This is a genomic window from Allobosea robiniae (genome assembly GCF_900102525.1).
GTDB classification, from domain to species: Bacteria; Pseudomonadota; Alphaproteobacteria; order Rhizobiales; family Beijerinckiaceae; genus Allobosea; species Allobosea robiniae.
Genome location: NZ_FNBZ01000005.1, coordinates 312,786 through 335,756, shown reverse-complemented (window position 1 = coordinate 335,756; position 22,971 = coordinate 312,786). Strand labels below are relative to the sequence as shown.

Annotated in this window: 19 protein-coding genes; 12 read left to right on the top strand and 7 right to left on the bottom strand. The window is 63.4% G+C overall.

Annotation, left to right across the window (positions count from 1 at the left end):
• Positions 1 to 133: 133 nt before the first annotated feature.
• The 4 genes from asnB to BLQ70_RS15980 are packed head-to-tail and all read left to right on the top strand — an operon-like array spanning position 134 to position 5,120.
• On the top strand, positions 134 to 2,071 hold the full coding sequence (gene asnB / locus BLQ70_RS15995) for an asparagine synthase (glutamine-hydrolyzing) (protein ID WP_091858476.1): 1,938 nt from the start codon (positions 134 to 136) through the stop codon (positions 2,069 to 2,071).
• Between the two features lie 25 nt (positions 2,072 to 2,096).
• Positions 2,097 to 3,056, top strand: coding sequence for an NAD-dependent epimerase/dehydratase family protein (locus BLQ70_RS15990; protein WP_091858473.1), 960 nt, complete (start codon positions 2,097 to 2,099; stop codon positions 3,054 to 3,056).
• Positions 3,057 to 3,061: 5 nt separating this feature from the next.
• The gene (locus BLQ70_RS15985) at positions 3,062 to 4,006 is read left to right on the top strand and encodes an NAD-dependent epimerase/dehydratase family protein (protein WP_210184307.1); all 945 of its coding nucleotides are present in this window, start codon (positions 3,062 to 3,064) and stop codon (positions 4,004 to 4,006) included.
• A 49-nt stretch (positions 4,007 to 4,055) separates the two neighbouring features.
• The gene (locus BLQ70_RS15980; protein ID WP_091858470.1) at positions 4,056 to 5,120 is read left to right on the top strand and encodes an NAD-dependent epimerase/dehydratase family protein; all 1,065 of its coding nucleotides are present in this window, start codon (positions 4,056 to 4,058) and stop codon (positions 5,118 to 5,120) included.
• Between the two features lie 30 nt (positions 5,121 to 5,150).
• On the opposite strand, the gene BLQ70_RS15975 is transcribed toward BLQ70_RS15980, so the two are convergent.
• The 3 genes from BLQ70_RS15975 to BLQ70_RS15965 are packed head-to-tail and all read right to left on the bottom strand — an operon-like array spanning position 5,151 to position 8,355.
• Positions 5,151 to 6,350 carry an ABC transporter ATP-binding protein gene (locus BLQ70_RS15975; protein WP_091858469.1) on the bottom strand — a complete coding sequence of 400 codons (1,200 nt, stop codon included), beginning with the start codon at positions 6,348 to 6,350 and terminating at the stop codon, positions 5,151 to 5,153.
• Positions 6,347 to 7,516, bottom strand: a complete 1,170-nt coding sequence (locus tag BLQ70_RS15970) for an ABC transporter ATP-binding protein (protein WP_170843435.1) — start codon at positions 7,514 to 7,516, stop codon at positions 6,347 to 6,349. Before BLQ70_RS15970 ends, BLQ70_RS15975 begins: the two co-directional genes overlap by 4 nt.
• A 20-nt stretch (positions 7,517 to 7,536) precedes the next feature.
• Complete coding sequence (locus tag BLQ70_RS15965; protein WP_091858463.1) at positions 7,537 to 8,355, bottom strand: ABC transporter permease; 819 nt, start codon at positions 8,353 to 8,355, stop codon at positions 7,537 to 7,539.
• A gap of 361 nt (positions 8,356 to 8,716) precedes the next feature.
• On the opposite strand from BLQ70_RS15965, the gene rfbC reads away from it, so the two are divergent.
• The 5 genes from rfbC to BLQ70_RS15940 are packed head-to-tail and all read left to right on the top strand — an operon-like array spanning position 8,717 to position 13,145.
• Positions 8,717 to 9,280, top strand: coding sequence for a dTDP-4-dehydrorhamnose 3,5-epimerase (gene rfbC / locus BLQ70_RS15960; protein ID WP_091858460.1), 564 nt, complete (start codon positions 8,717 to 8,719; stop codon positions 9,278 to 9,280).
• Complete coding sequence (locus tag BLQ70_RS15955; protein WP_091858457.1) at positions 9,277 to 10,500, top strand: class I SAM-dependent methyltransferase; 1,224 nt, start codon at positions 9,277 to 9,279, stop codon at positions 10,498 to 10,500. Before rfbC ends, BLQ70_RS15955 begins: the two co-directional genes overlap by 4 nt.
• The gene (locus tag BLQ70_RS15950; protein WP_091858454.1) at positions 10,497 to 11,615 is read left to right on the top strand and encodes a DegT/DnrJ/EryC1/StrS family aminotransferase; all 1,119 of its coding nucleotides are present in this window, start codon (positions 10,497 to 10,499) and stop codon (positions 11,613 to 11,615) included. Before BLQ70_RS15955 ends, BLQ70_RS15950 begins: the two co-directional genes overlap by 4 nt.
• A gap of 7 nt (positions 11,616 to 11,622) precedes the next feature.
• On the top strand, positions 11,623 to 12,366 hold the full coding sequence (locus BLQ70_RS15945; RefSeq protein WP_091858451.1) for a formyltransferase family protein: 744 nt from the start codon (positions 11,623 to 11,625) through the stop codon (positions 12,364 to 12,366).
• Positions 12,363 to 13,145, top strand: a complete 783-nt coding sequence (locus tag BLQ70_RS15940) for a cephalosporin hydroxylase family protein (protein WP_091858448.1) — start codon at positions 12,363 to 12,365, stop codon at positions 13,143 to 13,145. The genes BLQ70_RS15945 and BLQ70_RS15940 overlap by 4 nt, the downstream gene beginning before the upstream one ends.
• A 6-nt stretch (positions 13,146 to 13,151) precedes the next feature.
• Here the strand turns inward: BLQ70_RS15940 and BLQ70_RS15935 are convergent, their stop codons facing one another.
• Complete coding sequence (locus tag BLQ70_RS15935; RefSeq protein ID WP_170843434.1) at positions 13,152 to 14,627, bottom strand: glycosyltransferase family 2 protein; 1,476 nt, start codon at positions 14,625 to 14,627, stop codon at positions 13,152 to 13,154.
• A gap of 63 nt (positions 14,628 to 14,690) precedes the next feature.
• Complete coding sequence (gene rfbG / locus BLQ70_RS15930) at positions 14,691 to 15,791, bottom strand: CDP-glucose 4,6-dehydratase (protein WP_091858442.1); 1,101 nt, start codon at positions 15,789 to 15,791, stop codon at positions 14,691 to 14,693.
• A gap of 161 nt (positions 15,792 to 15,952) precedes the next feature.
• On the opposite strand from rfbG, the gene rfbF reads away from it, so the two are divergent.
• The gene (gene rfbF / locus BLQ70_RS15925; RefSeq protein ID WP_091858438.1) at positions 15,953 to 16,720 is read left to right on the top strand and encodes a glucose-1-phosphate cytidylyltransferase; all 768 of its coding nucleotides are present in this window, start codon (positions 15,953 to 15,955) and stop codon (positions 16,718 to 16,720) included.
• A 152-nt stretch (positions 16,721 to 16,872) separates the two neighbouring features.
• Here the strand turns inward: rfbF and wecB are convergent, their stop codons facing one another.
• Positions 16,873 to 17,916, bottom strand: coding sequence for a non-hydrolyzing UDP-N-acetylglucosamine 2-epimerase (gene wecB / locus BLQ70_RS15920; RefSeq protein WP_091858844.1), 1,044 nt, complete (start codon positions 17,914 to 17,916; stop codon positions 16,873 to 16,875).
• 58 nt (positions 17,917 to 17,974) lie between these two features.
• On the opposite strand from wecB, the gene BLQ70_RS15915 reads away from it, so the two are divergent.
• Both BLQ70_RS15915 and BLQ70_RS15910 read left to right on the top strand, forming a co-directional pair.
• Complete coding sequence (locus BLQ70_RS15915; protein WP_139163566.1) at positions 17,975 to 20,026, top strand: hypothetical protein; 2,052 nt, start codon at positions 17,975 to 17,977, stop codon at positions 20,024 to 20,026.
• A 49-nt stretch (positions 20,027 to 20,075) separates the two neighbouring features.
• Positions 20,076 to 21,569 carry a glycosyltransferase gene (locus tag BLQ70_RS15910; protein ID WP_139163565.1) on the top strand — a complete coding sequence of 498 codons (1,494 nt, stop codon included), beginning with the start codon at positions 20,076 to 20,078 and terminating at the stop codon, positions 21,567 to 21,569.
• A gap of 22 nt (positions 21,570 to 21,591) precedes the next feature.
• On the opposite strand, the gene BLQ70_RS15905 is transcribed toward BLQ70_RS15910, so the two are convergent.
• Complete coding sequence (locus BLQ70_RS15905; protein ID WP_091858429.1) at positions 21,592 to 22,752, bottom strand: glycosyltransferase; 1,161 nt, start codon at positions 22,750 to 22,752, stop codon at positions 21,592 to 21,594.
• Positions 22,753 to 22,971: the final 219 nt, after the last annotated feature.

Here is a 22,971-nt window from a genome sequence, read left to right as displayed (position 1 = left end):
TCGAGCCCCGGTTTCCGCCCCGCATGACAAGGTCATGCCGGGCTGTTAAACACCGCTCCTGCTTCAAGGATCCGGGCGGTCCGTTCAAATGGTCTTGGGCGTTTGCCGGAGGCTGGACGTTGGAAAGTTTGCCATGTGTGGAATTGCAGGCGCGGTCTCCCTGACACGCCAGCCGATCGCGAAGGTCGCAAGCGCGCTCGCGGCGATGAACCAGCTGATCGCGCATCGCGGCCCGGACGGGCAGGGCGTCTGGGTTGCGCCGCGCGATGTCTGCGGTCTCGCGCACCGGCGCCTCGCCATCATCGACCTGTCGGCCGCGGGCCATCAGCCGATGGTTGGAGACAATGGCGCCGTCATCACCTTCAACGGTGAGATCTACAACTACGTCGAGCTGATGGCCGAGCTGAAGGGCGGCTGGGATTTCCGCTCGTCCTCCGACACCGAGACCGTGCTGGCTGCCTATGCCAAATGGGGCATCGACTGTCTCAGTCATCTGCGCGGGATGTTCGCCTTCGGCCTATGGGACGGAGAGCGCTTCTTCGCCGCGCGCGACCGCTTCGGCATCAAGCCGTTCTACTACGCCGTCGTCGACGGCGTGCTCTATTTCGCCTCGGAGATGAAGGCCCTGCTGCCGGTCCTGCCGGAGATCGCGACCGATCCGGACGCGCTGGCCGAGTACATGACCTTCCAGTACACGATCGGCGAGAACACGCTGTTCAAGAACATCCATACGCTGCTGCCCGGGCACGCGCTGACGGTGGAGAACGGTGAGGTCAAGGTCTTCCGCTACTGGGATGTCCATTACGACATCGACTGGGACCATACGCCGCGCTGGTTCGGCGAGGAGATGCGGACCCGCCTGGCCGATTCGATCAAGGTCCACCTGCGTTCGGACGTGCCCGTCGGCGCCTATATCTCGGGCGGCATCGATTCCAGCCTGATCGGCATCCTCGCCGGGCGCGAGGAGGCCTCGGGCCGCATCGGCTTCCACGGCAAGTTCACCGAGTTCGAGGGCTACGACGAAAGCGCCTATGCCGAGGCGGCCTGCCGGGACGGCGACATCGACCTGCACCAGATCGACATCACGGCAAGCGACTTCCGCAACAATATCGAGAAGGTGCTCTACCATCTCGACACACCGGTCGGCGGACCCGGCTCGTTTCCGCAATACATGGTCTCGGAGCTGGCGGCCCGCCACGTCAAGGTGGTTCTCGGCGGCCAGGGCGGCGACGAAATCTTCGGCGGCTATGCGCGCTATCTGATCGCCTATCTCGAGCAGGCCCTCAAGGCGTCGATCGACGGCACGCAGCGCAACGGCAATTTTGTCGTGACCCCGGAATCGATCATTCCACACCTGACGGTGCTGCAGGAATACAAGCCGCTGATCCGCCAGCTTTTCTCCAAGGGGCTGTTCGGTCCGCTGGACGAGCGCTATTTCCGCCTGATCGATCGCTCCGTCGACATGGAGAACGAGGTCGACTGGTCGGCGCTCGATCGTGCCGGCGTCTTCGCGCGGTTCCAGGCCATCTTCAATTCCGAGCGGAACGTGAAGAAGGAAGCCTATTTCGACTCGATGACGCATTTCGATTTCAAATGCCTGCTGCCCGCCCTGCTGCAGGTCGAGGATCGGATGTCGATGGCGCACGGGCTGGAATCACGCGTGCCGCTGCTCGACCATTCCGTCGTCGAGTTCGCCGCGACGATTCCCGCCGACATCAAGTTCAAGGGCGGCCAGATGAAGCATTTCATCAAGTCGACCTTCTCCGGCGACCTGCCTTCGGAGCTGGCGCAGCGGCGCGACAAGATGGGCTTCCCGGTGCCGCTGAAGGAATGGTTCTCGGGCGAGCTCAAGGACATGGTCGCCGACATCTTCGCGACGCAGAAGAACCGCCATCGCGAGTTCTTCAATTCCGACGCGATCCTGGCCAATTTCGACAAGGCCGAACGCTTCTCGCGCAAGACCTGGGGGCTGCTCAGCCTCGAGCTCTGGCAACAGGTATTCCACGACCGTGCCGCGTCATACCGGCGCATGCTCGACGAGGTCGAGCCGGCCCAGGTCGCGGCCCAGTAACTCCAGCATTCACAGGAAACAGACGATGAAGGTCTTCATTACGGGCGGCTCCGGCCAGGTCGGCTCGACGGCAGCGGACATGTTCCTGGCGCGGGGCGATACCGTGATGTCGCTCGAGAATTTCTCGACCGGCCGGCGCGACAACCTGCTCGACCAGGACAGCCTGACCCAGGTCGAAGGCTCGATCACCGACTGGAAGCTGGTCGACCAGCTCTTCTCCGACTTCAAGCCCGACGTCGTCGTGCACACCGCCGCCTCCTACAAGGACCCGGAGGACTGGGAGACCGACGCGCTGGTCAACGCGGTCGGCGGCGCCAACATCGCCAAGGCCTGCAAGCTGCACAAGGTCGGGCGCCTGATCTATTTCCAGACCGCTTTGTGCTACGGCACCAAGCCGCTGCAGCAGCCGATCACGCTCGACCATCCGATCGATCCGGTGAATTCGAGCTATGCGATCTCGAAGACGGCCGGCGAGCACTATGTGCAGTTCTCCGGCATCGACTGGGTGACCTTCCGCCTCGCCAACGTCATCGGCCCGCGCAACGTCTCCGGTCCGCTGCCGATCTTCTACGGCCGCCTGGCCGAAGGGAAGAAGTGCTTCGTCACGCCGGCCCGCCGCGACTTCTGCTATGCCGGCGATCTCGCCAAGGTCGTCGTCCAGGCCGCCAACGGCAAGGGCAACGGCACCTATCACTTCTCGTCCGGCAAGGATGTCGCGATCAAGGAGCTCTATGACGCCGTGGTCAAGGCGATGAAGCTCAACGACTATCCGGAGCCCGAGATGAAGCCGCTCGGCCCGGACGACGCCGCCTCGATCCTGCTCGACCCCTCCCGCACCTTCGCCGATTTCGGCGATATCGAGTTCACTCCGCTCGACGAGATCGCGCGGCTCTCGGTCGAGCGCTGGGAGAAGGAAGGCGTGGTCGGCGGCTACACCCACCTCAAGGAAGCCCGCGCCGACATCAAGACCCCGGCCAAGGGCTGAGGCTGATGATGCGCATCCTGCTCACCGGCGGCGCCGGCTGCCTCGGCTCGAACCTGACCGAGCGCTATCTCGATGCCGGGCACCAGGTGCTGGTGCTCGACAATTTCGCCACGGGCCAGCGCGGCTCGCTGCCGGAGGCGCATCCGGGGCTGACCGTCGTCGAGGGCAAGGTCCAGGACCGCGCCCTGGTCGACAACCTGTTCGCCGAATTCAGGCCGAGCCACGTCATCCATTCGGCCGCGGCCTACAAGGACCCGGACGACTGGCTTGAGGATACGCGCACCAATGTCGAGGGCACGATCCATGTCGTCGAGGCGGCGAAGGCAGTGGGCGTCAAGCGCTTCGTGAACTTCCACACGGCGCTCGGCTATGGCCGGCCCGAGGCACTGCCGATCCCGGCCGATGCGCCGGCCCGTCCGTTCACCAGCTACGGCATCTCGAAACAGGCCGGCGAGAACTACCTCGCCGTCTCCGGCCTGCCCTTCGTCTCGCTCAGGCTCGCCAATGTGACCGGTCCGCGCCTGGCGATCGGCCCGATCCCGACCTTCTACACGCGACTGAAGGCCGGCAAGGGCTGCTTCTGCTCCAGGACCGTGCGGGACTTCATCGACATGGACGATTTCTTCTCGGTGATGGACGCGGTCATGGCCGAGGGCGCGCCGAGCGGCGTGTTCAACGTCTCGACCGGGACCGGCCACACGATCAAGGAGATCTTCGACATCGTCGTCGACCATCTCGGCATCACGCTCAATGAGCCGGTGCCGGAGGTGGAGCCCGGGGCGGACGACGCGCCCGCGGTCGTGCTCGATCCCTCGAAGACGATCGAAACCTTCGGCTGGCGGCCGCGCTACTCCTTCGAGCAGACGATCCGGCGCATGCTGGCCTGGTACGACGTCCATGGCGTGACCGCGATCTACAGCCATCTCAAGGCCCCGCCGGCCAAGGCCTGATCGGCGATCGGCGGCCTCGCGCTTTCCCCTCTTCCGCACGGATATTCTCATGACCGAAAGCTTTGCTGGCAAGAATGTGCTGGTGGTCGGCGGCGCCGGCTTCGTCGGCTCCAACCTCGTCAAGCAGATCCTGCGCGAAAAGCCGCGCAAGCTGACGATCGTCGACAACTTCCTCTCGGCTGATCCGGTCAATGTTCCCGACGATCCGGCGGTGAAGCTGGTTTCCGGCCCGATCACCAGCGATCGCATCCTGGCCGAGCTCGACGACGACCTCGACTACGCCTATCACCTCGCCTGCTTCCACGGGAACCAGTCCTCGATCCACGATCCGCTGATGGATCACGAGAACAATACGCTGACCACGCTGAAGCTGTTCGAGCGGCTGAAGGACATCAAGTCGCTGAAGAAGGTGGTCTATTCGGCGGCCGGCTGCGCGGTCGCCGCCAAGACCTTCGATGGCGCGACCGCGACCACCGAGGACGCTCAGGTCTCGCTCTTCCACGACAGCCCGTACTCGATCTCGAAGCTGATCGGCGAGATGTACGGGAACTATTATTTCACCCGGCACGGCCTGCCTTTCGTCAAGGCACGGTTCCAGAACGTCTATGGACCCGGCGAGATCCTGGGTGCCGGCCGCTGGCGCGGCACGCCGGCGACGGTCTGGCGCAACGTGACGCCGACCTTCATCTGGAAGTCGCTGCACGGCGAGGCCCTGCCCGTCGAGAACGGCGGCATCGCCACCCGCGACTTCATCTTCGTCGAGGACATGGCGCGCGGCCTCATGGCCTGCGGCCTGAAGGGCGAGCCCGGCGAGATCTACAACCTTGGTTCGGGTGCCGAAATATCGATCCGCGAGCTCGCCGAGCGGATCAATGCCGCGACCGGCAATGCCACCCCGATCGCCCTGACGCCGGCGCGCGACTGGGACCGCTCGGGCCAGCGTTTCGCCTCGACCGACAAGGCCCGCGAAAAGCTCGGCTTCGTCGCTGAGGTGCCGCATGAGGAGGGCGTCCGTCGCACGGTCGAATGGACGAAAGCGAACAAGCCGACGATCATGCGCTGCATGATGAGCCATGCGCATTTCGTGCCCGATGTGCGTAAATACGCGGTGTGAAGCCGCGGTGCTCCTGAAACCAGGCTCGCCTCAACCTGGTGACGTGGAAAGGAACATCGGCCAGGCCAGGGTCGGTGTTCCGTGCTTGTAGACGATTTCCGACTGAATCTGGATCTGCCCGCCGAGCTGCGCGAGGAGCGCCCCGTCCGCGGAGATGCCCAGCCCGATCATATAGAAACCCGATGCGAGGAAGAATTCCGGTGCATCGATTTCGATCGTGATCTCCCCGGGCTCGTGGGGGCCGGGCAGGGTCGTTCGGTTGCGCGCGATCAGGAGGCCGTCGAGCCGCTCCACCTGCAACTCGACATCGAGCGATGCGACTGATGCGGCCAGCGTGAGATCGCAGGAAAGCGTCAGCATCGGGCTCGGCATCGGCATGGCGTCGGTCGCCGGTGCCTGCTTCATGTCGATGGCCAGGTCGCTCATGGCGACGATGCGTGAGTCGAGCGTCGCATTGCGGCTTTGCGAAGAGCTGATCATGGCGCGTTCGAATTTGAGGCGCATGGCCTGCTCATAGGCTTCCCCGACCTCCTTGGCCGGGCCGTCCATGACCAGCCGGCCATTGTCCAGCCAGATGCAGCGGTCGCACATGGCCGTGATGGTCTCGACGGAATGCGAGACGATCATCACGATCCGCCCGGCTTCGCAGAGTTTGCGGACGGCCGCCGTCGCCTTGTCGGCAAAGGTCCGGTCTCCGACCGAGAGGGCCTCGTCGATGAGCAGGATTTCGGGGTCGATGAAAATGGCGCCGGCGAAGCTGAGCCGCGCCTTCATGCCGGAGGAGTAGGTTCGCACAGGCCAGTCGATGAAGTGGTCGAGACCGGCGAAGTCGATCATGTCTTCGGTGACCGCCGGCAGCCGCTCCTCCGGATGGCCGGCGAGCCGGGCCGCGAGCAACAGGTTCTCGCGGCCGGTCATGTCCTCGCGCAGGCTTGCACCGATGGTCAGGATAGCTTGCAGCTTGCCCTCGACCTCGACCCGGCCGGTCGAAGGCATGGCGAGCCCGGTCAGGATTCGCATCAGCGTCGTCTTGCCTGCGCCGTTGGCGCCGATCAGGCCGATCCGCTCTCCGTCCGCAACTTCGAACGAGATGTCCCGTAGCGCGAAGGACACGCCGGCGGCCTGCCGGGCCGTGTCGTCGGCGAGATAGTGGCGGATCACCTCGTCGGCCTCGGTGATCGATTCCGGATACGCCTTGCTGAGGCCCTGGATGCGGATATGAGGCTTCATGGCGAGCGCCTTCTGACACGTCCCACCAGATTCAGGCTCGCAACCCCGGGCGTCTCGTCCCCTTCGATGACGAGGGAGAGGGAATTGCCATGGTACCAGGTGCGTGCGTCCAGTGTGACCACCTCTCCCGTCCCGGGAGTGCGGCGGAGCACGCCGATATGGAGCATGTAGCTGCCCGGGACCAACGGCAGATGAGGAATCCGCACGCTCACCGTATTCTCCCCCTTTTCGAGGACCGCCTCCTGGGGGTCGAGCAGCATGACGTTCTCCCAGCCGACGGTGCGATCGGTCAGTTCGAGGCTGACGAGGATGCTGACGACGGTCTTGTCATCGGCGTGCAGGGGAAAGCTGAGCTGCAGCTCCTCGAACGGCCGGCCGCGATAGCTGGTCGGCAACGCGTCCGTCAGCCAGACGTCGGCGCGCTCGAAATCCTGTTCCAGGCCGAGATATTGCCGTACGACCGGGTAACTGTCGCCACTCAGCGCGACCTTGCCGTGATCGAGAACGTAGCACCGCTCGCACAATTTGAGCACGCTCGACCAATCATGGGTCGCAAGGATGCCCGAAACGCCGCGGCGCTTGAAATCCCGCATACGCTGCCAGCATCGGGCCCGGAAATAGGAATCGCCAACCGACAGGACTTCGTCAATGAGGAAGATGCTTTTCCGAAAACTCGTGGCGACGGCGAAGAACAATCGGGCCTTCATGCCGGCGGAATAGGTTTTCACGGGCTTGTCGAAGTGCTCGCCAAGTTCGGCGAACTCCTCCACCTCGGCCAGATAGACCTGCCGGTCGTCTGCCGGTCCGGACATCTGCTCGAAGGTCCGCAGGGCGTATTCCCGCCCGGACAGGAATTCGTTGCTCGCCACGCCGAGCTCGAAGATCGCCGAGACGTCGCCGTGCAGTGTCACCAGGCCGGCCGAGGGCGCGTAGATTCCGCCGAGCGTGCGCAGCAGCGTGCTCTTGCCGGCGCCGTTATTGCCCAGAACGCCCACGATCTCACCGTGAGGCACCGAAAGCGTGACGTCGTGAAGGGCACGATGCGCCGGCAGCTCATGGCGGCCCGACAGCAGATCCCAGACGCTCGCGTTCTCCAGCAGGAAGAAATCCTTCGAGACGCGCTGCGCCTCGATGGCGGGCCGTTGTCCGGAGGCGCTGTTGGACATGCTGTCGTTCCCGCGCGGCTTCACAGCCGCGAATCGAAATAGGGGCGGAGCCGCAGGAAGAACATCATGCCGATGAGGAAGACGCCGATCGCGCACGCGAACGAGTAGCCGATGGTCCATAGCGAAGGGAACTCGGCGTTGAGGATAGGTGCCCGATAGGATTCCAGGATCACATAGATCGGGTTGTAGGCCGTGATGTGCTGCACGGACTGCGGAAAGGCCGTGATCGGATAGAAGATCGGTGAAGCGAACAGGACGACCAGCAGGATGTTCGGCAGCGCGAACATGACGTCGCGAGCGAACACGTTGATCGAGCCGAGAATGAGGCCGAGACCGCAGACGAGGATGTATTGTGCCAGCAGGATGAGCGGGATGATGCTCCATGACAGGCTCGGCGTGCGGCCGTCGGCCACCAGCAGGACAGCCAGGAACGACACGGCGACGAGCAACGGAACGATGCCGGTCAGCGCCTCCGCGAACACCAGGAGTTCCTGGCGGAAGCTGATGTTGCGGATCAGGGCCGAGTGCTTCACGAAGGCGCCCGTGGACGAGCTCAACCCCTCGGCGGTGAAAAGCCAGGGTCCGTATCCGGCGATCAGCCAGATGACGTAGCTGAGGCTTGTGTCGGATCCCGGCAATTTCGACTTGAACACGAAGCCGAACACGAAGGTGAAGATCGAGAGCATCAGCAGCGGGCTGACGATCGCCCAGGCCAGACCAAGCCGGGAGCCGAGATACCTGTCTTTCATGCTCAACGCGACGAAGTTCAGGAAATTCCGCAGATCGACCGCGCTATAGGTCGTCAGTGCGTGCCGCACCTTGCTCAGAGCATGTTTCATGTCATCAACGCCTTGCCCGCGGGGCACACGCCTGGATATCAGGAGCCTTGAGCATCATCTTTGATACGCGTCCCCTGGCGGTACGGGCAGCGTCGGCGGCTGCGAGACGAGCTGCTCATGTGAGGAAGCCTGTCTGCGCAACGTGACGGTGAAGCCGGATTGTTCACCGCGACACTCGGTTGCGATTGCCGATGGACCTCGGCTGCGTGCTCTTATCGCGGTGCGCTCGGCGCGGCAACCGTCGCGGCTGTTCCTGGCGAGGTTGTTGGATATCGGATGGGGTGCTATCGCGGCGGTTGCCAGCCTCGGTTGTTTGATGTGCTGGCGCGGCGGTATCCCGCAATGGTGATGTGAGCGTGCGATGATCTTCTCTCCGCTTGGTTTTTCGGCAGCCGGCCTGGCCGATGCATGCCGAATCGAGCTGGAGAGGCTGGAGGATGACCGCGGCTTTTTCGCCCGCGCATTCTGCATGGAGGAATTCGCCGCGCAGGGGCTGCCGACGCACTGGGTCCAGGCCAACATCTCCTACAACAGGCAGGCGGGCACCCTGCGTGGCCTGCATTATCAGAGCGCGCCCTCGATCGAAGCCAAGATCGTCCGCTGCATCCGCGGTGCGATCTTCGACGTCATCGTGGATATTCGGGCAGACTCGCCTCATTTCGGGCGGTGGATCGGGCTGGAACTGACGGCCGCCAACAGGAGCATGGTCTACGTTCCCGCAGGCTTTGCCCACGGGTTTCAAGCGCTTGAACCCGATACCGAGCTTCTATATCTGCATGATACGATGTTCGACCCGCTCCGACAGGCTGGCCTCAACGCCCTCGATCCCGCGCTGGGCATTTCCTGGCCGCTGGGTGTGACCGGGCTTTCGGCGCGTGATGCCTCGCTTCCCAACCTGTCGGATTTGAAGCCTTTACGCCCATGAACTGTCGTCACTGCCAGACACCTCTGTCGCGCGTCTTTCTCGACCTGGGTCATGCGCCTCTGTCGAATGCCTATCTGAGCGAAGGCGATCTCGACCGCGCGGAAATGACCTATCCGTTGCGCCTCTTCGTCTGTGACGACTGCCGTCTGGTGCAGACCCAGGACCATGCCGCTGCCGACGAGATGTTCAAGGCTGACTACGCCTATTTCTCGTCGACCTCGAGGAGTTGGCTCGATCATGCGGCGCGCTATTGTGCGATGATCACGGAGCGCCTCGCTCTGACGCCGGCGAGCTTCGTCGTCGAGGTCGCCAGCAATGACGGTTACCTCCTGCGCAATTTCGTCGAGAGCGGGATTCCCTGCCTCGGCATCGAGCCTACAGCCGGCACGGCCGACGCGGCCGAGGAACTCGGTATCCCCGTCCTGCGCGAGTTCTTCGGCGAAGCCATGGGAAAACGCCTCGCGGCCGAAGGGCGCGGCGCCGATCTCGTCATCGGCAACAATGTTTACGCGCACGTACCGGACATCAACGATTTTACCCGCGGACTTGCTGCTCTGGTGAAGCCGGAGGGCGTAATCACCCTGGAGTTTCCGCACCTGATGCGGTTGATCGAACACTGCCAGTTCGACACGACCTATCATGAGCACTTTTCCTATCTCTCGTTGTCGGTGGCGAAGCGCATCTTCGAAAGCGCGGGGTTGCGTGTGTTCGATGTCGAGGAGTTGCCGACCCATGGCGGCAGCCTCAGAATCTACGGCTGCCGTGCTCGAGCCGGCCATGCGGAACGGCCGGCGGTGGCAGCGGTGCTGGCCGAAGAAGAGAAGCGCGGCCTGCGTGAGACCGGGCCATATGACGGTTTCCAGCGGCGCGCCGAGCAGGTGAAGGACGACTTGCTGGCGTTCCTGCTCGCGGCCAGGCGTGAAGGAATGTCCGTCGCAGGCTATGGAGCCGCCGCCAAGGGCAATACCCTCCTGAATTTCGCGGGCGTGAAGCGCGATCTTCTGCCTTTCATATGTGATGCTGCGCCCGCCAAGCAGGGGCGCTTCATGCCAGGTAGCCACATTCCCGTTTTGCCGCCGCAGGCGCTGGCCGATCGCCGGCCGGATTATGTGCTCATCCTGCCTTGGAACATCGCCGACGAGGTTCGCGCGCAGCTCGCCCCCTTGGCTGCGCACGGGACAAGGTTCGTCACGGCCGTGCCGGGACTGAGTGTCATATGAGCGCGCGCATCGCCTATACGAAGCCTTCGATTACGTCGCGCGAGGTGGACTATGCCACCGACGCCGCCCGGAACGGCTGGGGCGAGCATTGCTATGATTACATCTACCGGTTCGAAGCCGCCTTTGCCGCGCATCTCGGCGTCAAGCATGCCATTGCCACATCGAGCTGCACCGGTGCGCTGCATATGGGCATGGCGGCGCTCGGCATCGGGCCGGGGGATGAGGTTATCCTCGCTGATACGAACTGGGTCGCCAGCGCGGCTCCGATCGTGCATCTCGGCGCGACGCCGGTGTTCGTCGACATCGACCGGGAAAGCTGGTGCCTGTCACCGGAAAAGGTCGCTGCCGCCATCACCCCGCGCACCAAGGCGATTCTCGCCGTGCACATCTACGGCAACCTGTGTGATATGAAGCCGCTGCAGGAACTAGCGGACAAACATCGTCTCCACCTGATCGAGGATGCGGCAGAGGCGCTTGGCTCGGTCTATCACGGGCAGTCCGCCGGAAGCATCGGGGCGTTCGGCGCGTTTTCCTTCCATGGCACCAAGACGATGACGACTGGCGAGGGTGGTGCCTTCGTTACGAATGACAGCGCGCTATACGAGCAGGTGCTGACCTTGTCGAACCACGGCCGTGCGCGTGGCCAGCCAAAGCAATTCTGGCCCGATATGGTCGGCTTCAAATACAAGATATCGAACATTCAGGCTGCCATCGGATTGGCTCAGATCGAGCGGATCGACGAACTCATCGCCCGCAAGCGTGCGATTCTGGCGAGTTACAAGGCCGCGCTTGCCGATTTGCAGTCCCTATCCATGAACCCGGAGCCGCCCGGCACGCAGAACGGCGCCTGGATGCCGACCGTCGTGTTCGATCGCGAAAGCGGTGTTACCCGTGAGGCGATGCAGGCGGCTTTCAAGGAGGCGGATATCGACGCCCGGGTGTTCTTTCACCCGCTTTCCTCGCTCCCCATGTTTTCGCCGGTGGCGGCGAACAAACTCGCTTACGATATTCCCGAGCGGGCCATCAACTTGCCAAGCTATCACGACATGACCGAGGAGGATCTTGGGCGTGTCAGCGCCGTGCTGCGCCGGCTTGCGCGCCCGGCGGCACGATGACCGTGCCATGACGCGCGTGTTGATCCTGGCGGATGGTGCCGTTGGAGCGGAGTGCACTGATTGGCTGATCGCGCATCATCGCGCCGATATCGGGCTGATCGTAACGACCGGCGAGAATACCATCAGCGCTGCTGCGCGCGCCGCAAACCTGCCCAGTGTTCCGTTTGAAGGCAGCGCTCAGCTCGCTGCTCTCGTGGAGCAGCGCGGGCTTTCCTTCGATCTCGGTCTGCTGTTGTGGTGGCCGCATATCATCAAGGCGCCCTTGATCGCTCTGCCGAGACTGGGCTTCGTCAATACCCATCCCAGCCTGCTGCCGCATAACCGCGGCAAGCATTACAATTTTTGGGCTATCGTCGAGCAGGCTCCTTTCGGCGTCACGCTCCATAAGGTCGAAGAAGGGGTTGATGCCGGCCCGGTCATTGCTCAGTCGGAGCTCGCCTATGATTGGGAAGATACGGGCGAGACACTGTATCTGCGCGCCGGCGTGGCGATGAGCCGCTTGGTGAAGGATACCTACCCTCGCCTCCGGGCTGGCCAGATAACCCCGGTGCCGCAGGACCTGACGAAGGGGTCATTTCACCGTGCCAGCGAGCTCGATCCGGCCTCCTGGATCGCGCTGGACACCCCCACAACACCCCGAGACCTGCTCAATCGCCTGCGCGCTCGGACATTCCCAGGCAAGCCAGGCTGCCGTTTCGCGGATGGCGGCCGGACCTATGAGATCATGGTCTCGATAAAGGAAGTAAGATGACCGACCCGCATCAGCGCTTTCTTGAAGAATGTGAGCGTGAAGTCGCCGCGCAGGGTGAAGATGCCCGGCTCAAGGCTTTAACGCGTGATTGGTTCACGGCTGCGAACGCCGCGAAGTACTCATATCATTTCTCCTGGCTTGGTCGCCCGATCATCCAGTACCCACAGGATATCGTCGCCTTCCAGGAGCTGATCTGGACGGTGAAGCCCGACGTCATCGTGGAAACCGGTATTGCGCATGGAGGGTCGCTCATCCTTTCCGCCTCGCTGCTCGCGATGCTCGATCTGTTTGAGGCCGCGCAGGCTGGCGAAAAGCTGGATCCAGCGGCGCCGAAGCGCAAAGTCATCGGCGTGGACATCGATATCCGCCAGCACAACCGGGAGGCGATCGAAGCGCACCCGTTGGCGCAGCGCATCACGATGTTGCAGGGCTCATCCGTGGATTCCGGCATCGTCGAGCAGGTGCGGGCGCTGGTCGGCGATGCGCGAACCGTTCTCGTCAGCCTCGACAGCAATCACACCCACGAGCATGTCCTCGCGGAGCTGGAAGCCTACGCGCCGATGGTCAGCGTCGGCAGCTATTGCGTTGTTTTCGACACGGTCATCGAGGACCTGCCTGAGGATATGTTCGCCGACAGGCCATGGAGCCGAGGGAACAACGCCAAGACTGCCGTGCGCGAATTCCTCGCAAGCAACAACCGGTTCGCCATCGATAAGGCGGTCGAGAACAAGCTGCTGATCACGGTTGCGCCGGATGGCTTCCTCAAGCGGATCGGCTGACGGCTGTCAGAAGCCGCCAGCGGGCGCCGGTTGCGGAATGGGGTAGCGATAGAATTCGCTCTCGGCATAACGCAGGGCGGCGAGGGTCGATCCAAAAGCAGGATACCCATTGATGACCGGACCTGGGGCTACTTCAGGCTCTCCGGTTCCGGCAGCAGGCGTTGTTGACGCCGCAAGCGTGGCCTGGTCGTGCGCGGCGCTTTGCGGAAGTCCCCTCGCCGCGTCCCGGATATGCCTCAGGTGTCGGTAGAGCCACACGGCCGGCGCGAACCATGTCGCGGTGTGCTGAAGAGCGGCTTCGCGCGAGCTGACGGCTTCCTCGCGAACAAGCATGGCTTTCTCGCGCGAGGCGACATTGTCTTCGCGATCCCTGATCCAGTCTTCATAGGCCTTGGCCGCCGCTTCGCGATCTGCGACGGCTTCTTCGCGCCTGCCGTTCGCTTCGTCCGCGAGCTGCGTGCGGAAAGCGAAAATCCGCTCGCGCAACTCCATCGGGGCATTTTGCAGGAATGCCTGCATATGGCCGGTGATCAGCTGCCTTTCCTCTTCCGAAGCCCAATCCCGGATAGCCGCGAGGTCCATCTGCGTCTGGACGTACAGGGCGGCGAGATCCAGGCTTTCGGATTTGTAATCATGGCCGGGAATGGCCTGGTCGATCATCCGCCAGTCATAGGCGCAGATGTTGTGTACCGAGCAGAATACATGGGGAATGGGTAGATCGGCGAAATCTGCGGCCGAGAAGCCGCCTTCTGCCAGGAAACGTCGAGCACGGGCCGTGTTTTGCGAGAACAGCATGCCGTTGGAGATGTTCGTGTTCAGGCTTACAGTGCAGGAGTTGTTGAGGTCTACCAGCCTGTCAGTCGACAGCAGCGCCACGGTCTTTGAGGTGTAGTCGGGCGATATCAGCGGGCAGACCCTGCCGAAGCGCTGCTTGATGCGCGCGATCAGCGCTTGCGAATAGGCCCCGAAACAGATCTTGCCGTAGGCATAGGCCGGTCCTTCGGTGCCCAGCCGCTGGCGGAACGAGACACGCGCGGCCATTTCCTGCTTGCAGTCGACATAGAACGGCTCGCCTGCCCCGCGCACGGGGACCAGATAGCCTCGTCCAACATCGCCTTCCTGCTCATGCGTCAGGTAATAGGCGTCCGAGGTCCAGGAATAGACCTCTGCCGGGTGGCTCTGCGTAGCAGCCTGCAGGCGCTCCAGTGCGTTCAGCCGCAGGAGCGTCTTGTCGATCAGGACCAGCACGAAATCGCCGCGGGCCTGATCGATGGCGAATTCCCAGTTCTCGTGCATGGCCAGGGGCGAGGGCGGTGTGACGTAGCGGATGCGCCCGTCGGCGAAGGCCTCGACCTCCGCCTTGCAGGAGGCGTTCTTGTAATTGTCGCAGACGACGACCTCGAAATCGCCGAAGCTCTGGTTCAGGACGCTTTCCAGGGCATTCCTGACATAAGCTGGCCGATCCCGGGTCGGAATCAGCACGGAAAACCGCGGCCGAACGGCCGAAGAGGAGTGTTGCTCAGGTCTCGACAAAGCGATGTACTTTCAAGATGCCGCAGGGCTGGCCTGTTCGATGCGTGACAAATGCCGTTCGATGTGTGCGCGGCACAGGCTTGCGGCGTCGGCCTGCTGCGTCAGGAAGGCGCGATACCAGGCTGCGGTCTCGCGAATGGCTTCCGCCTGGCCGAGGGATGGCCGCCAGCCGAGCTGGTCCACGGCCTTGCCCGGATCGAGGCGCAGCAGAGGAGCCTCGGCGGGTTGGGAGCCAGCCGCCTGTCGCCAGCCGCCGCGGCCGCCCCATTCCTGGCCAAACAGCGAGACGACGTCACGCACGCGCATCTCCTCGCCGGCGAGCGGCCCGAAATTCCAGGCTTCGGCGAATGCGCGGGTGCCGCCATGGAGTCGCTCGGCCAGCATGAGGTAGCCGGTCAATGTATCCAGTACGTAGAGCCAGGGCCTGACGCTGTCCGGATAGCGCAACTCCACCTCGCGCCCCGCCGACAAGGCCGCAACAAGATCTGTGACGATCCGATCCTGCGACCAGTCGCCGCCGCCGATGACGTTGCCGGACCGGACGGTGGCGGTATTGGCGGGGCTTGCATCCGCTTGTCCGACGAAGAAGCTCTGGCGCCAGGATTGCGTCAGGATTTCGGCGGCTGCCTTGCTGGCGCTGTAGGGATCATGTCCCCCGAGAGGGTCTGTCTCCTTGCGCGGGCTTGTGTCGCCGGAAAGGTCATAGACCTTGTCGGTGGTGACGATGATACCGGCTCGCACCTCGGGCGTCGCACGGATCGCTTCGAGGACGTGAGCGGTCCCCATCACGTTGACGTCGAAGGTTTCCGTGGGATTGCGATAGGAGCGGCGAACCAGCGACTGCGCCGCCATATGGATGACGACCTCCGGTTTCGCCTGCCGCATGGCGCTGGTCAGTGTGGCCTGGTCGCGGATATCGGCGGTGATATGGGCCGCGACGATGTTCGCTCCACCTGACAGTTCGAACAGGCTCGGCGAGGTTTCCGGAGACAGGCTGTAGCCCGTCACATGCGCTCCCAGCCTGGCGAGCAGCAAGCTCGTCCATGTGCCTTTGAAGCCGGTATGTCCGGTAAGAAAGACGCGCTTGTCGCGCCAGAATTCAGGACGGATCATGTGGTTTCCCGCGGGCCAGGCGCATCCTATGGTCTCGCCTGCCGCTCATGTCCGGCGTGATACCAGATGTCGCCTTCGATGCGAAAGCCCTCGCCTTGCGGCCTTGTTCTGGAAAAGGTAGAGCGACTTGCCTCGGAGGAGCGTGGAGTGCGCGAACAGCCATGAAAGCTGTGATACTGGCCGGCGGGTTTGGCACGCGCATCAGCGAAGAATCCTACCTGCGGCCCAAGCCGATGATCGAGATCGGCGGAAAGCCGATCATCTGGCACATCATGAAGCTGTATGGCGCGCACGGGATCACGGAATTCGTGATCTGCTGTGGCTACAAGGGCTATGTCATCAAGGAGTATTTCGCGAACTACTTCCTGCACATGTCCGACGTCACCTTCGACATGAAGGCCAACACCATGGAGGTGCACCAGCGCAATGCCGAGCCATGGCGCGCCACCTTGATCGATACCGGCGAGGCGACGCAGACAGGCGGCCGCATCGCGCGTGTGCGTGAGCATCTCGACGGCACTTTCTGCCTGACATATGGCGACGGCGTGAGTGATGTCGATCTCGGGAAGCTTGTCGCCTTCCATCGGGAGCAGGGCACCGATTGCACCGTGACCGCGATCCAGCCCGCCGGCCGTTTCGGCCAGCTTGATCTCGAAGGCGACCGCGTCAAGGCCTTCATCGAAAAGCCGCGCGGCGACGGGCGCTGGATCAGCGGTGGCTTCTTCGTTTGCGAGCCCAGCGTGTTCGATCTCATCTCCGGGGACGAGACGGTATGGGAGCGCGGCCCGCTGGAAGCCCTGGCTGCACGCGGCCGTCTGGCGGTCTATCGCCATTATGGGTTCTGGGCGGCGATGGACACGTTGCGCGACAAGAATTTCCTCGAGGGGCTTTGGAGTTCCGGCGAAGCGCCGTGGAAAGTCTGGGCCTGACACTCGGCTTCCATGGCAGGTCGCAACTGCGGCCCTGATTGGCTCGGCATGACCATCGTGCAGCATCGGATGGACCGCCGTCTTCGGCCCGACGCTGCAGGTCTTTTGTTTCCTGAGCGGCGTTCGATCGCGCTCCGCTTTCGAGGGGCGGCCTACGCTTCGAGGGCAGCCCGGATCAGGCTTGCGATCAATTCGGACGCCTTGCCGTCTCCGTAATCCGGGATATCCCGGCGTGGCGCATAATCGGGCACCGTCCAGAGGCGATTCCAGCCGGCCTCCACCGTTTCGACCCATTCGGTTTCGTCCCGCAATGTGACGCACGGGACGCCGTGGAAATAGGCTTCCTTCTGCAGGCCGCCGGAATCGGTGAACACGGCGGCGGACTGATTGATCAGCGAGGCCATGTCGAGATATCCGATCGGGTCGATCAGGGTCAGGCCGGCTGGCACGACACCGCTCTGGCTGAGCAGCTTGCGGGTGCGCGGATGGACAGGCATGACGATGGGTGTGGAGCGCGCCGCGTCCTCGAGCCAGGCGACGACGCGGGCGAAGCGCGCCGGATCATCCGTATTCTCGGCCCGGTGGATGGTGGCGACGGAATACTGCTTCGGGGTCAGTTTCAAATCGTCGAGGATCGTTGAGCGCCCTTTCGCGCGCGCTACGGCGGCGATCGTCGTGTCGAACATGACGTCGCCGGTGGCGTGGACTCCGTTGACGATCCCCTCGTTCTTCAGGTTCCGCACGGCGGTTTGCGTCGGACAAAACAGGAATGCGCTGACATGGTCGGTGATGACCCGGTTGATCTCCTCCGGCATCCGCCGGTTGAACGAGCGCAGGCCCGCCTCGACATGAGCGACCGGGATATGCAGCTTCGATGCGGCGAGCGCCCCGGCTACGGTCGAGTTGGTGTCGCCATAGACCAGAACCATGGCGGGTTTTTCGGCCAGCATCGCCGCCTCCAGCTTCTCGAGCATCCGGCCCGTCATGGCGCCGTGTCCGAGGCTGTTGATCTCGAGATTGTAGGCCGGCTTCGGGATCGCTAGCTCTTCGAAGAACACGTCTGACATCAAGGCGTCGAAGTGCTGGCCGGTATGAGCGATGACTTCCGTCATGCCTGCTTCCGCAATCGCGCGGCTGACAGGGGCGGCCTTGATGAACTGTGGCCTGGCGCCGAGGACGGTGAAAATCTGAGGCATGATCGTTCCGATGCTGGGCAGCCACCAGTGCGCCCAAATGCTGTGTTGCGAATAGAAGATGGCCGCACGCAACGCAATTCTGCGATGGCGCGGCCGGCAGCTCTTCCCCCCGGCGGGATCCGGCGATGCCATAATGCAGCACCGTTCCAGGGAATGGTGTTCGGTGCTTGACCACCGATCTCGCTTCCACCTATCTCACGCCAACGCGAAAAAAGAGGATCTGCATTTGTCGAGCGTGAAACGCGCGCTGGTCGCTTACTCGATGTCGAGCACGCATGTTCAGACGACGTTCGACTATCTGGTCGCGTTCAAGAGGTTCTGCGGCTTCGATACCGATTTCGTTCACGTCACGCATCATGCGCCGGTCGATTTCGATTTCGATAGCTATGATGTGGTTTTCCATAGCTACTGCGCCCGGCTTTGCTTTGATGGCTATGTCTCGGACAGCTATCGCGAAAGGTTGGCGGCTTTTCGCGGCGTCAAGGTCCTGGCTGTCCAGGATGAATATGACCGCACTGATACCCTCAAGGCGGCAATCAAGGATCTGGGCTTCGACATTGTCCTGACATGCGTCCCGCAGGACAGCCTCGACTATGTATATCCTCGGTCCGAATTTCCTGGCGTGACGTTCATCACGGTTTTTACGGGCTATGTCCCCGAAACCCTGATGGCCGAGCTGCCTTCTCCCAAGCCGCTGGCGGCGCGTCCGATCTTCATCGGCTATCGTGGGCGGGACATCGGTGGCCGTTACGGGCGCCTCGGCTTCGACAAGTTCGAGATCGGGCGGCGCATGAAGGAACTTTGCGATGCTCGCGGCATCGCGACCGATATCGCGATGGACGAGGCCAGCCGCATCTACGGCACGGCCTGGTTCGATTTCATCGGCGATTGCCGGGCGATGCTCGGCTCGGAATCGGGTTCCAACGTGTTCGATTTCGACGGCAGCATCGAAGCTCGTTTCAAGGAGATGGCGGCGGCCAATGGCGGCGTGTCGCCGAGCTATGCCGATTTCCTGCCGATCGTGGTCGATCGCGATGGCGAGATCGAGATGGGGCAGATTTCTCCACGGGTCTTCGAATGTGCGATGATGCGCACGCCGATGGTTCTCTTCAAGGGACGCTACTCGGACGCCATCGTGCCGGATCAGCACTACATCTCGTTGGAGAAGGATTTCTCCAACATCGATGCGGTGCTTGAGCGCCTGAACGACCTGCCAGCGCTGGAAGCGATGACGCAGCGCGCGTTCGACCACCTGGTCGGTTCCGGCCGCTTTACCTATCAGGCATTTTACGCAGGCGTCGCCGACGCGATCGGCGAACGGCTGGCACGGAAGTCGCATGGTCGCAGCGGACAGGCGGCGGTGTCGATGCCGCCGACGGCGCCGGTTTATCGGTCGGGCGTGATCGAGGAACCGGCAACGCCTGTTCCATTGGGCAGCAAAGGTTTCCGGCTGCGGGTCGATGCCACGGAGGCGGCAGTCTACAGACGAGAGCTCGACCGGTTGATGGGAGAGTTCGACCATCTTCGCTCGATCTTCGCCTCCGAGCTCGACCGCTCGCTCGGCAGTTGCGCCGGGGTGTTCGAGCGTGTGGCCCAGGCTGCCCAGATGACGATCCCGCCGTTCTTCACGCAGGCGGACTGCGAAACCACACGCCTGCTGGCCGATTATGACGCCGAGACGGTGCTGGCCTCACAGCAACGCGAGACGGCACGCGCGGCATTCGAAGCGGTGCTGCCGACAGGCCAGGAAGACGCGAGCGCGGAAGCATTGCGGCATATGCTGCAGCAGGAAAAAGACGGCTACTTCCATCTCATCGAGTGGATCAGGCGGCTGAACGAAGTCTATGATGCGGATCGGCTGAACCTGGAGCGCGCCTTTTACAAGAGGATCGCCGAACTGGGCACCACCGTGCTGCCGGGGTTGTCGCCGAAGCAGCGGTTTTCCGTGTGGCTGTTGCTGCTCAAGCTGAGGTTCTGGGCGGCCAGGCGCCGTGCATTGCGTGTGGCAACCCGTTCTCCGGCGATACGTCGTCTCCTCGATATATGGCCTGGCATCATACCGCTTGCACGTCGGCTTGCACGCCGGCTGAAGCTGTCGGGCTTGACGTAACAGGTATTGCCGCGTCGAGCTTCTCTCCGAAGTCTGCTGTGATGCGCGGATGGTCCGCTGCGCCCAGATGGCTTCGGTCTGTGCCGGCTGCGACTTGGTGTTTTTGGAGGGTGCCTCGATCATGCCATTCTCGGCGGCGCGACGACAGCGCATCGGGCTGATTTGCTTTTCGGCTATTCCGGACGATCCGCGCGTCCGTCGCCAGGGCGATCTTTTCCATTCGCGTGGGTGGGATGTCGTGGCGGTCGGCTTGCCCGGCGCCCGGTCACAGCAACCGCCATGGCAGTGCCTGGCGATCGATGCCGCTGTCGGCCGGGCAGGGCCTGCCGGGGGCGGAGACGCGTCTGCGGCTCCGGAAGGAATGATTGCAGGGGCGCCCGGCGATCATGTCGAAGCTGCCGCGCCGCTACGCGCACCGGATGCATTCGATCAGGTGCTGCGTCTGCTTCCGACCCGTTGGCGTCCGGCAGTGCGGGCGCTGGCCGGACGGGCTCTGCGTCGCACGATCTTTCCCGTCCTGAGGAGAGCGGTGCGCGCCAAGGACGTTGCTCGGGTCTATGTCGATGCCAGGCATGCCGACGCCACCTACTGGACCCTCAATGATCGCTTCGCGAGGCTCTACGAGCTTGCCAGCCGGCAGCAGGCCGATATCTGGCTCGCCAACGATTGGACGGCCCTGCCGATCGTACGGCGTCTCGCGTCGGAGCAGGGTGTTCCCTACGCCTATGACACGCATGAACTCGCCGTCGACGAATATGCCCACCGCCTGCTCTGGCGCCTGACCCAGCGCCCCGTGATCGCGGCGATCGAGCGGGAGGGTATTGCAGGCTCTGCCGTGACGAGCTGCGTATCCCAGGGGATCGCCGATCGGCTTCATGAGCTCTATCGGTTGCCGGAGAAGCCGCTCCTGATCCGCAACATGCCGCATTTCGAAATTCATCCGTACAGGCCCAGCGGCGAGGCGATCCGGGTGCTCTATCACGGCGTCGTCAATGTCGGGCGCGGGCTGGAAGCTTGCATCGACAGCGTCGCGCTCTGGCGCCCGGAGTTCCGGCTGACCATCCGTGGGCCGGGCCCGGCCGAATATCTCGAAGCATTGGCCGCTCGGATAAGGGCCGCCGGTCTCGGGGATCGCATCGTGTTGGCGCCGCCGGTGCCGATGATTGATCTGGTCAAGGAGGCGGCTCACTTCGATGTCGGCCTGTTCGCCCTTCCGGGCCATTCGGAGCAGAATGTCCACGTCCTGCCGAACAAGTTCTTCGAGTACACGATGGCGGGCTTGGCGCTCTGCGTCTCGGATCTGCCGGAGATGACGGCGTTACTGCGTCAGCACGACCTTGGCCGCTCGATCCCCGACGTGACACCGCAAGCGATCGCCGCGGCGGTCAACGGTTTCGATCGTGCCTCGATCGACGTTTACAAGCGGCGTGCGCTCGAGGCCGCGAAGGTGTTGAATTGGGAAGCGGAAGCGGATCGACTCTTTGCGGCGATCGGGCAGGCGGTGGCTGGCGCTGCTGAGGCTCGGGGGTTCGCCGCGCAATGAACCATCCCGCAAACTCGAAGAGCTAGGGCTTCGGCGCAAGGCGGGCGACCAGTGCGAGCAGCTTGCCGCCTTCCGCCTCGAAATTGATGTCCTGGGCCCGTGCAAGGGCCGCGCGCTTGCAGGTGTCGATCCGAGCGGCGTCAAGGCTGGCAAGGCAGGCTGCGATGCCCTCTGGGGAATCGTTCGAGAGCAGCATGCCGCAGGCTGCGGCCTCGATCATTCTGCGAATCTCCGGCAAGTCGCTGCTGATCACCATCAGCCCCGCCTGCATGTACTCGAAGATCTTGTTGGGCATGGCGAAACGCGCATGCGTCGTGCTGTTCGACAGAAGGAAGATGCCGATATCGGCCTGCGCGGCGGTCGAGATGAGCTGATCGGGGGGGACCGGCGGCTCGATGGCGATACGCTCCCCGAGCGGACCGGCGAGATTATGCAGATGCTGGTCGAAGCCCCCCTGGGCCGGTCCCCGGATCACCAGGCGGAATTCCTTTGGCCAGGAGGCGACGCTTTCGATCAGCGTCTCAAGGCCGCGACGCGGCACGACGGCGCCATGATAAAGCACCGTGACAGGGCGGGTCGTGGGGCGGAATGCCGTCGCCTGCCACGCCGGCGTATTCGAGACGACGGTCGGCCGCGCCAGGCCGTAGCGCTGCGCGAGCGCATCGGCGATGCCGTCACTGACCGTGGCGACCGCATCGGCCTCGCGGATATAGCGGTCTTCGATTCGGACGACATGCTGCCGGGCGAGAACCCGCCAGCGCCAGCTATCCGTGAACTCCTCCGAGGCGAATTCGTGGCTGTCATAGATGATGCGGGCGCGGCACGCCTGCTTGGCCGCGTAGGCGATTGGCAATGCGCGCCAGTCGTTGGCGATGACGAGGTCGGGCTTGAAGCGGAGCAGGTCGCTGCGCGTCGTCAGCCTGCTCGGAGAAAGCCAGTAGAGGAGGTCCGCGCTCGCCGGCAGGAGCGTGGCCGGCGCCTGCCGAAGCACCATGCCGAGACGCACCCGTGTATCGCTGCCTGGGCCGGGAATGACACTGACAGGGGCAGGGGGAGTGGCGGGCAGGGGAGCTTGCGCGAAGATACGGACGTCGTAGCCGGCGCCGACGAGCAGCGCCGCATGGCGCAGCACGCGCGAATCGTGCTGCAGGGGCGAAACGCAGACAAGCGCGATCCGTGTCATGGCGCTGCGCGCTCCTGGTCAGGAGCGGGTGCCGACGTGGGAGCGAGGACAGTCATGGTGGGGCGGCCGTTCTCTCGGTCCACTGTTTCGCCGTTCTTTGGCAATGTCGGTTGGCGCTATCAGTTCCGGAGCGCAATGCAAATCCTGATCTGCAAGGTATCCGTGCAACTCTGACGATATCCGGAAAATCCAAATCGATCAGGCAGTCGATGTCGCGTC

What these genes read in the sequence shown, in the direction of transcription:
- BLQ70_RS15975 (WP_091858469.1), bottom strand. Translation starts at nt 6,350, where the DNA reads ATGAAGCCTCATATCCGCATCCAGGGCCTCAGCAAGGCGTATCCGGAA.
- rfbC (WP_091858460.1), top strand. Translation starts at nt 8,717, where the DNA reads ATGATCTTCTCTCCGCTTGGTTTTTCGGCAGCCGGCCTGGCCGATGCA.
- BLQ70_RS15915 (WP_139163566.1), top strand. Translation starts at nt 17,975, where the DNA reads ATGGCCGCACGCAACGCAATTCTGCGATGGCGCGGCCGGCAGCTCTTC.
- BLQ70_RS15980 (WP_091858470.1), top strand. Translation starts at nt 4,056, where the DNA reads ATGACCGAAAGCTTTGCTGGCAAGAATGTGCTGGTGGTCGGCGGCGCC.
- wecB (WP_091858844.1), bottom strand. Translation starts at nt 17,916, where the DNA reads ATGCCTCAGATTTTCACCGTCCTCGGCGCCAGGCCACAGTTCATCAAG.
- rfbF (WP_091858438.1), top strand. Translation starts at nt 15,953, where the DNA reads ATGAAAGCTGTGATACTGGCCGGCGGGTTTGGCACGCGCATCAGCGAA.
- BLQ70_RS15955 (WP_091858457.1), top strand. Translation starts at nt 9,277, where the DNA reads ATGAACTGTCGTCACTGCCAGACACCTCTGTCGCGCGTCTTTCTCGAC.
- BLQ70_RS15945 (WP_091858451.1), top strand. Translation starts at nt 11,623, where the DNA reads ATGACGCGCGTGTTGATCCTGGCGGATGGTGCCGTTGGAGCGGAGTGC.
- BLQ70_RS15905 (WP_091858429.1), bottom strand. Translation starts at nt 22,752, where the DNA reads ATGACACGGATCGCGCTTGTCTGCGTTTCGCCCCTGCAGCACGATTCG.
- BLQ70_RS15970 (WP_170843435.1), bottom strand. Translation starts at nt 7,516, where the DNA reads ATGTCCAACAGCGCCTCCGGACAACGGCCCGCCATCGAGGCGCAGCGC.
- rfbG (WP_091858442.1), bottom strand. Translation starts at nt 15,791, where the DNA reads ATGATCCGTCCTGAATTCTGGCGCGACAAGCGCGTCTTTCTTACCGGA.
- asnB (WP_091858476.1), top strand. Translation starts at nt 134, where the DNA reads ATGTGTGGAATTGCAGGCGCGGTCTCCCTGACACGCCAGCCGATCGCG.
- BLQ70_RS15940 (WP_091858448.1), top strand. Translation starts at nt 12,363, where the DNA reads ATGACCGACCCGCATCAGCGCTTTCTTGAAGAATGTGAGCGTGAAGTC.
- BLQ70_RS15910 (WP_139163565.1), top strand. Translation starts at nt 20,076, where the DNA reads ATGGTCCGCTGCGCCCAGATGGCTTCGGTCTGTGCCGGCTGCGACTTG.
- BLQ70_RS15990 (WP_091858473.1), top strand. Translation starts at nt 2,097, where the DNA reads ATGAAGGTCTTCATTACGGGCGGCTCCGGCCAGGTCGGCTCGACGGCA.
- BLQ70_RS15985 (WP_210184307.1), top strand. Translation starts at nt 3,062, where the DNA reads ATGATGCGCATCCTGCTCACCGGCGGCGCCGGCTGCCTCGGCTCGAAC.
- BLQ70_RS15950 (WP_091858454.1), top strand. Translation starts at nt 10,497, where the DNA reads ATGAGCGCGCGCATCGCCTATACGAAGCCTTCGATTACGTCGCGCGAG.
- BLQ70_RS15965 (WP_091858463.1), bottom strand. Translation starts at nt 8,355, where the DNA reads ATGAAACATGCTCTGAGCAAGGTGCGGCACGCACTGACGACCTATAGC.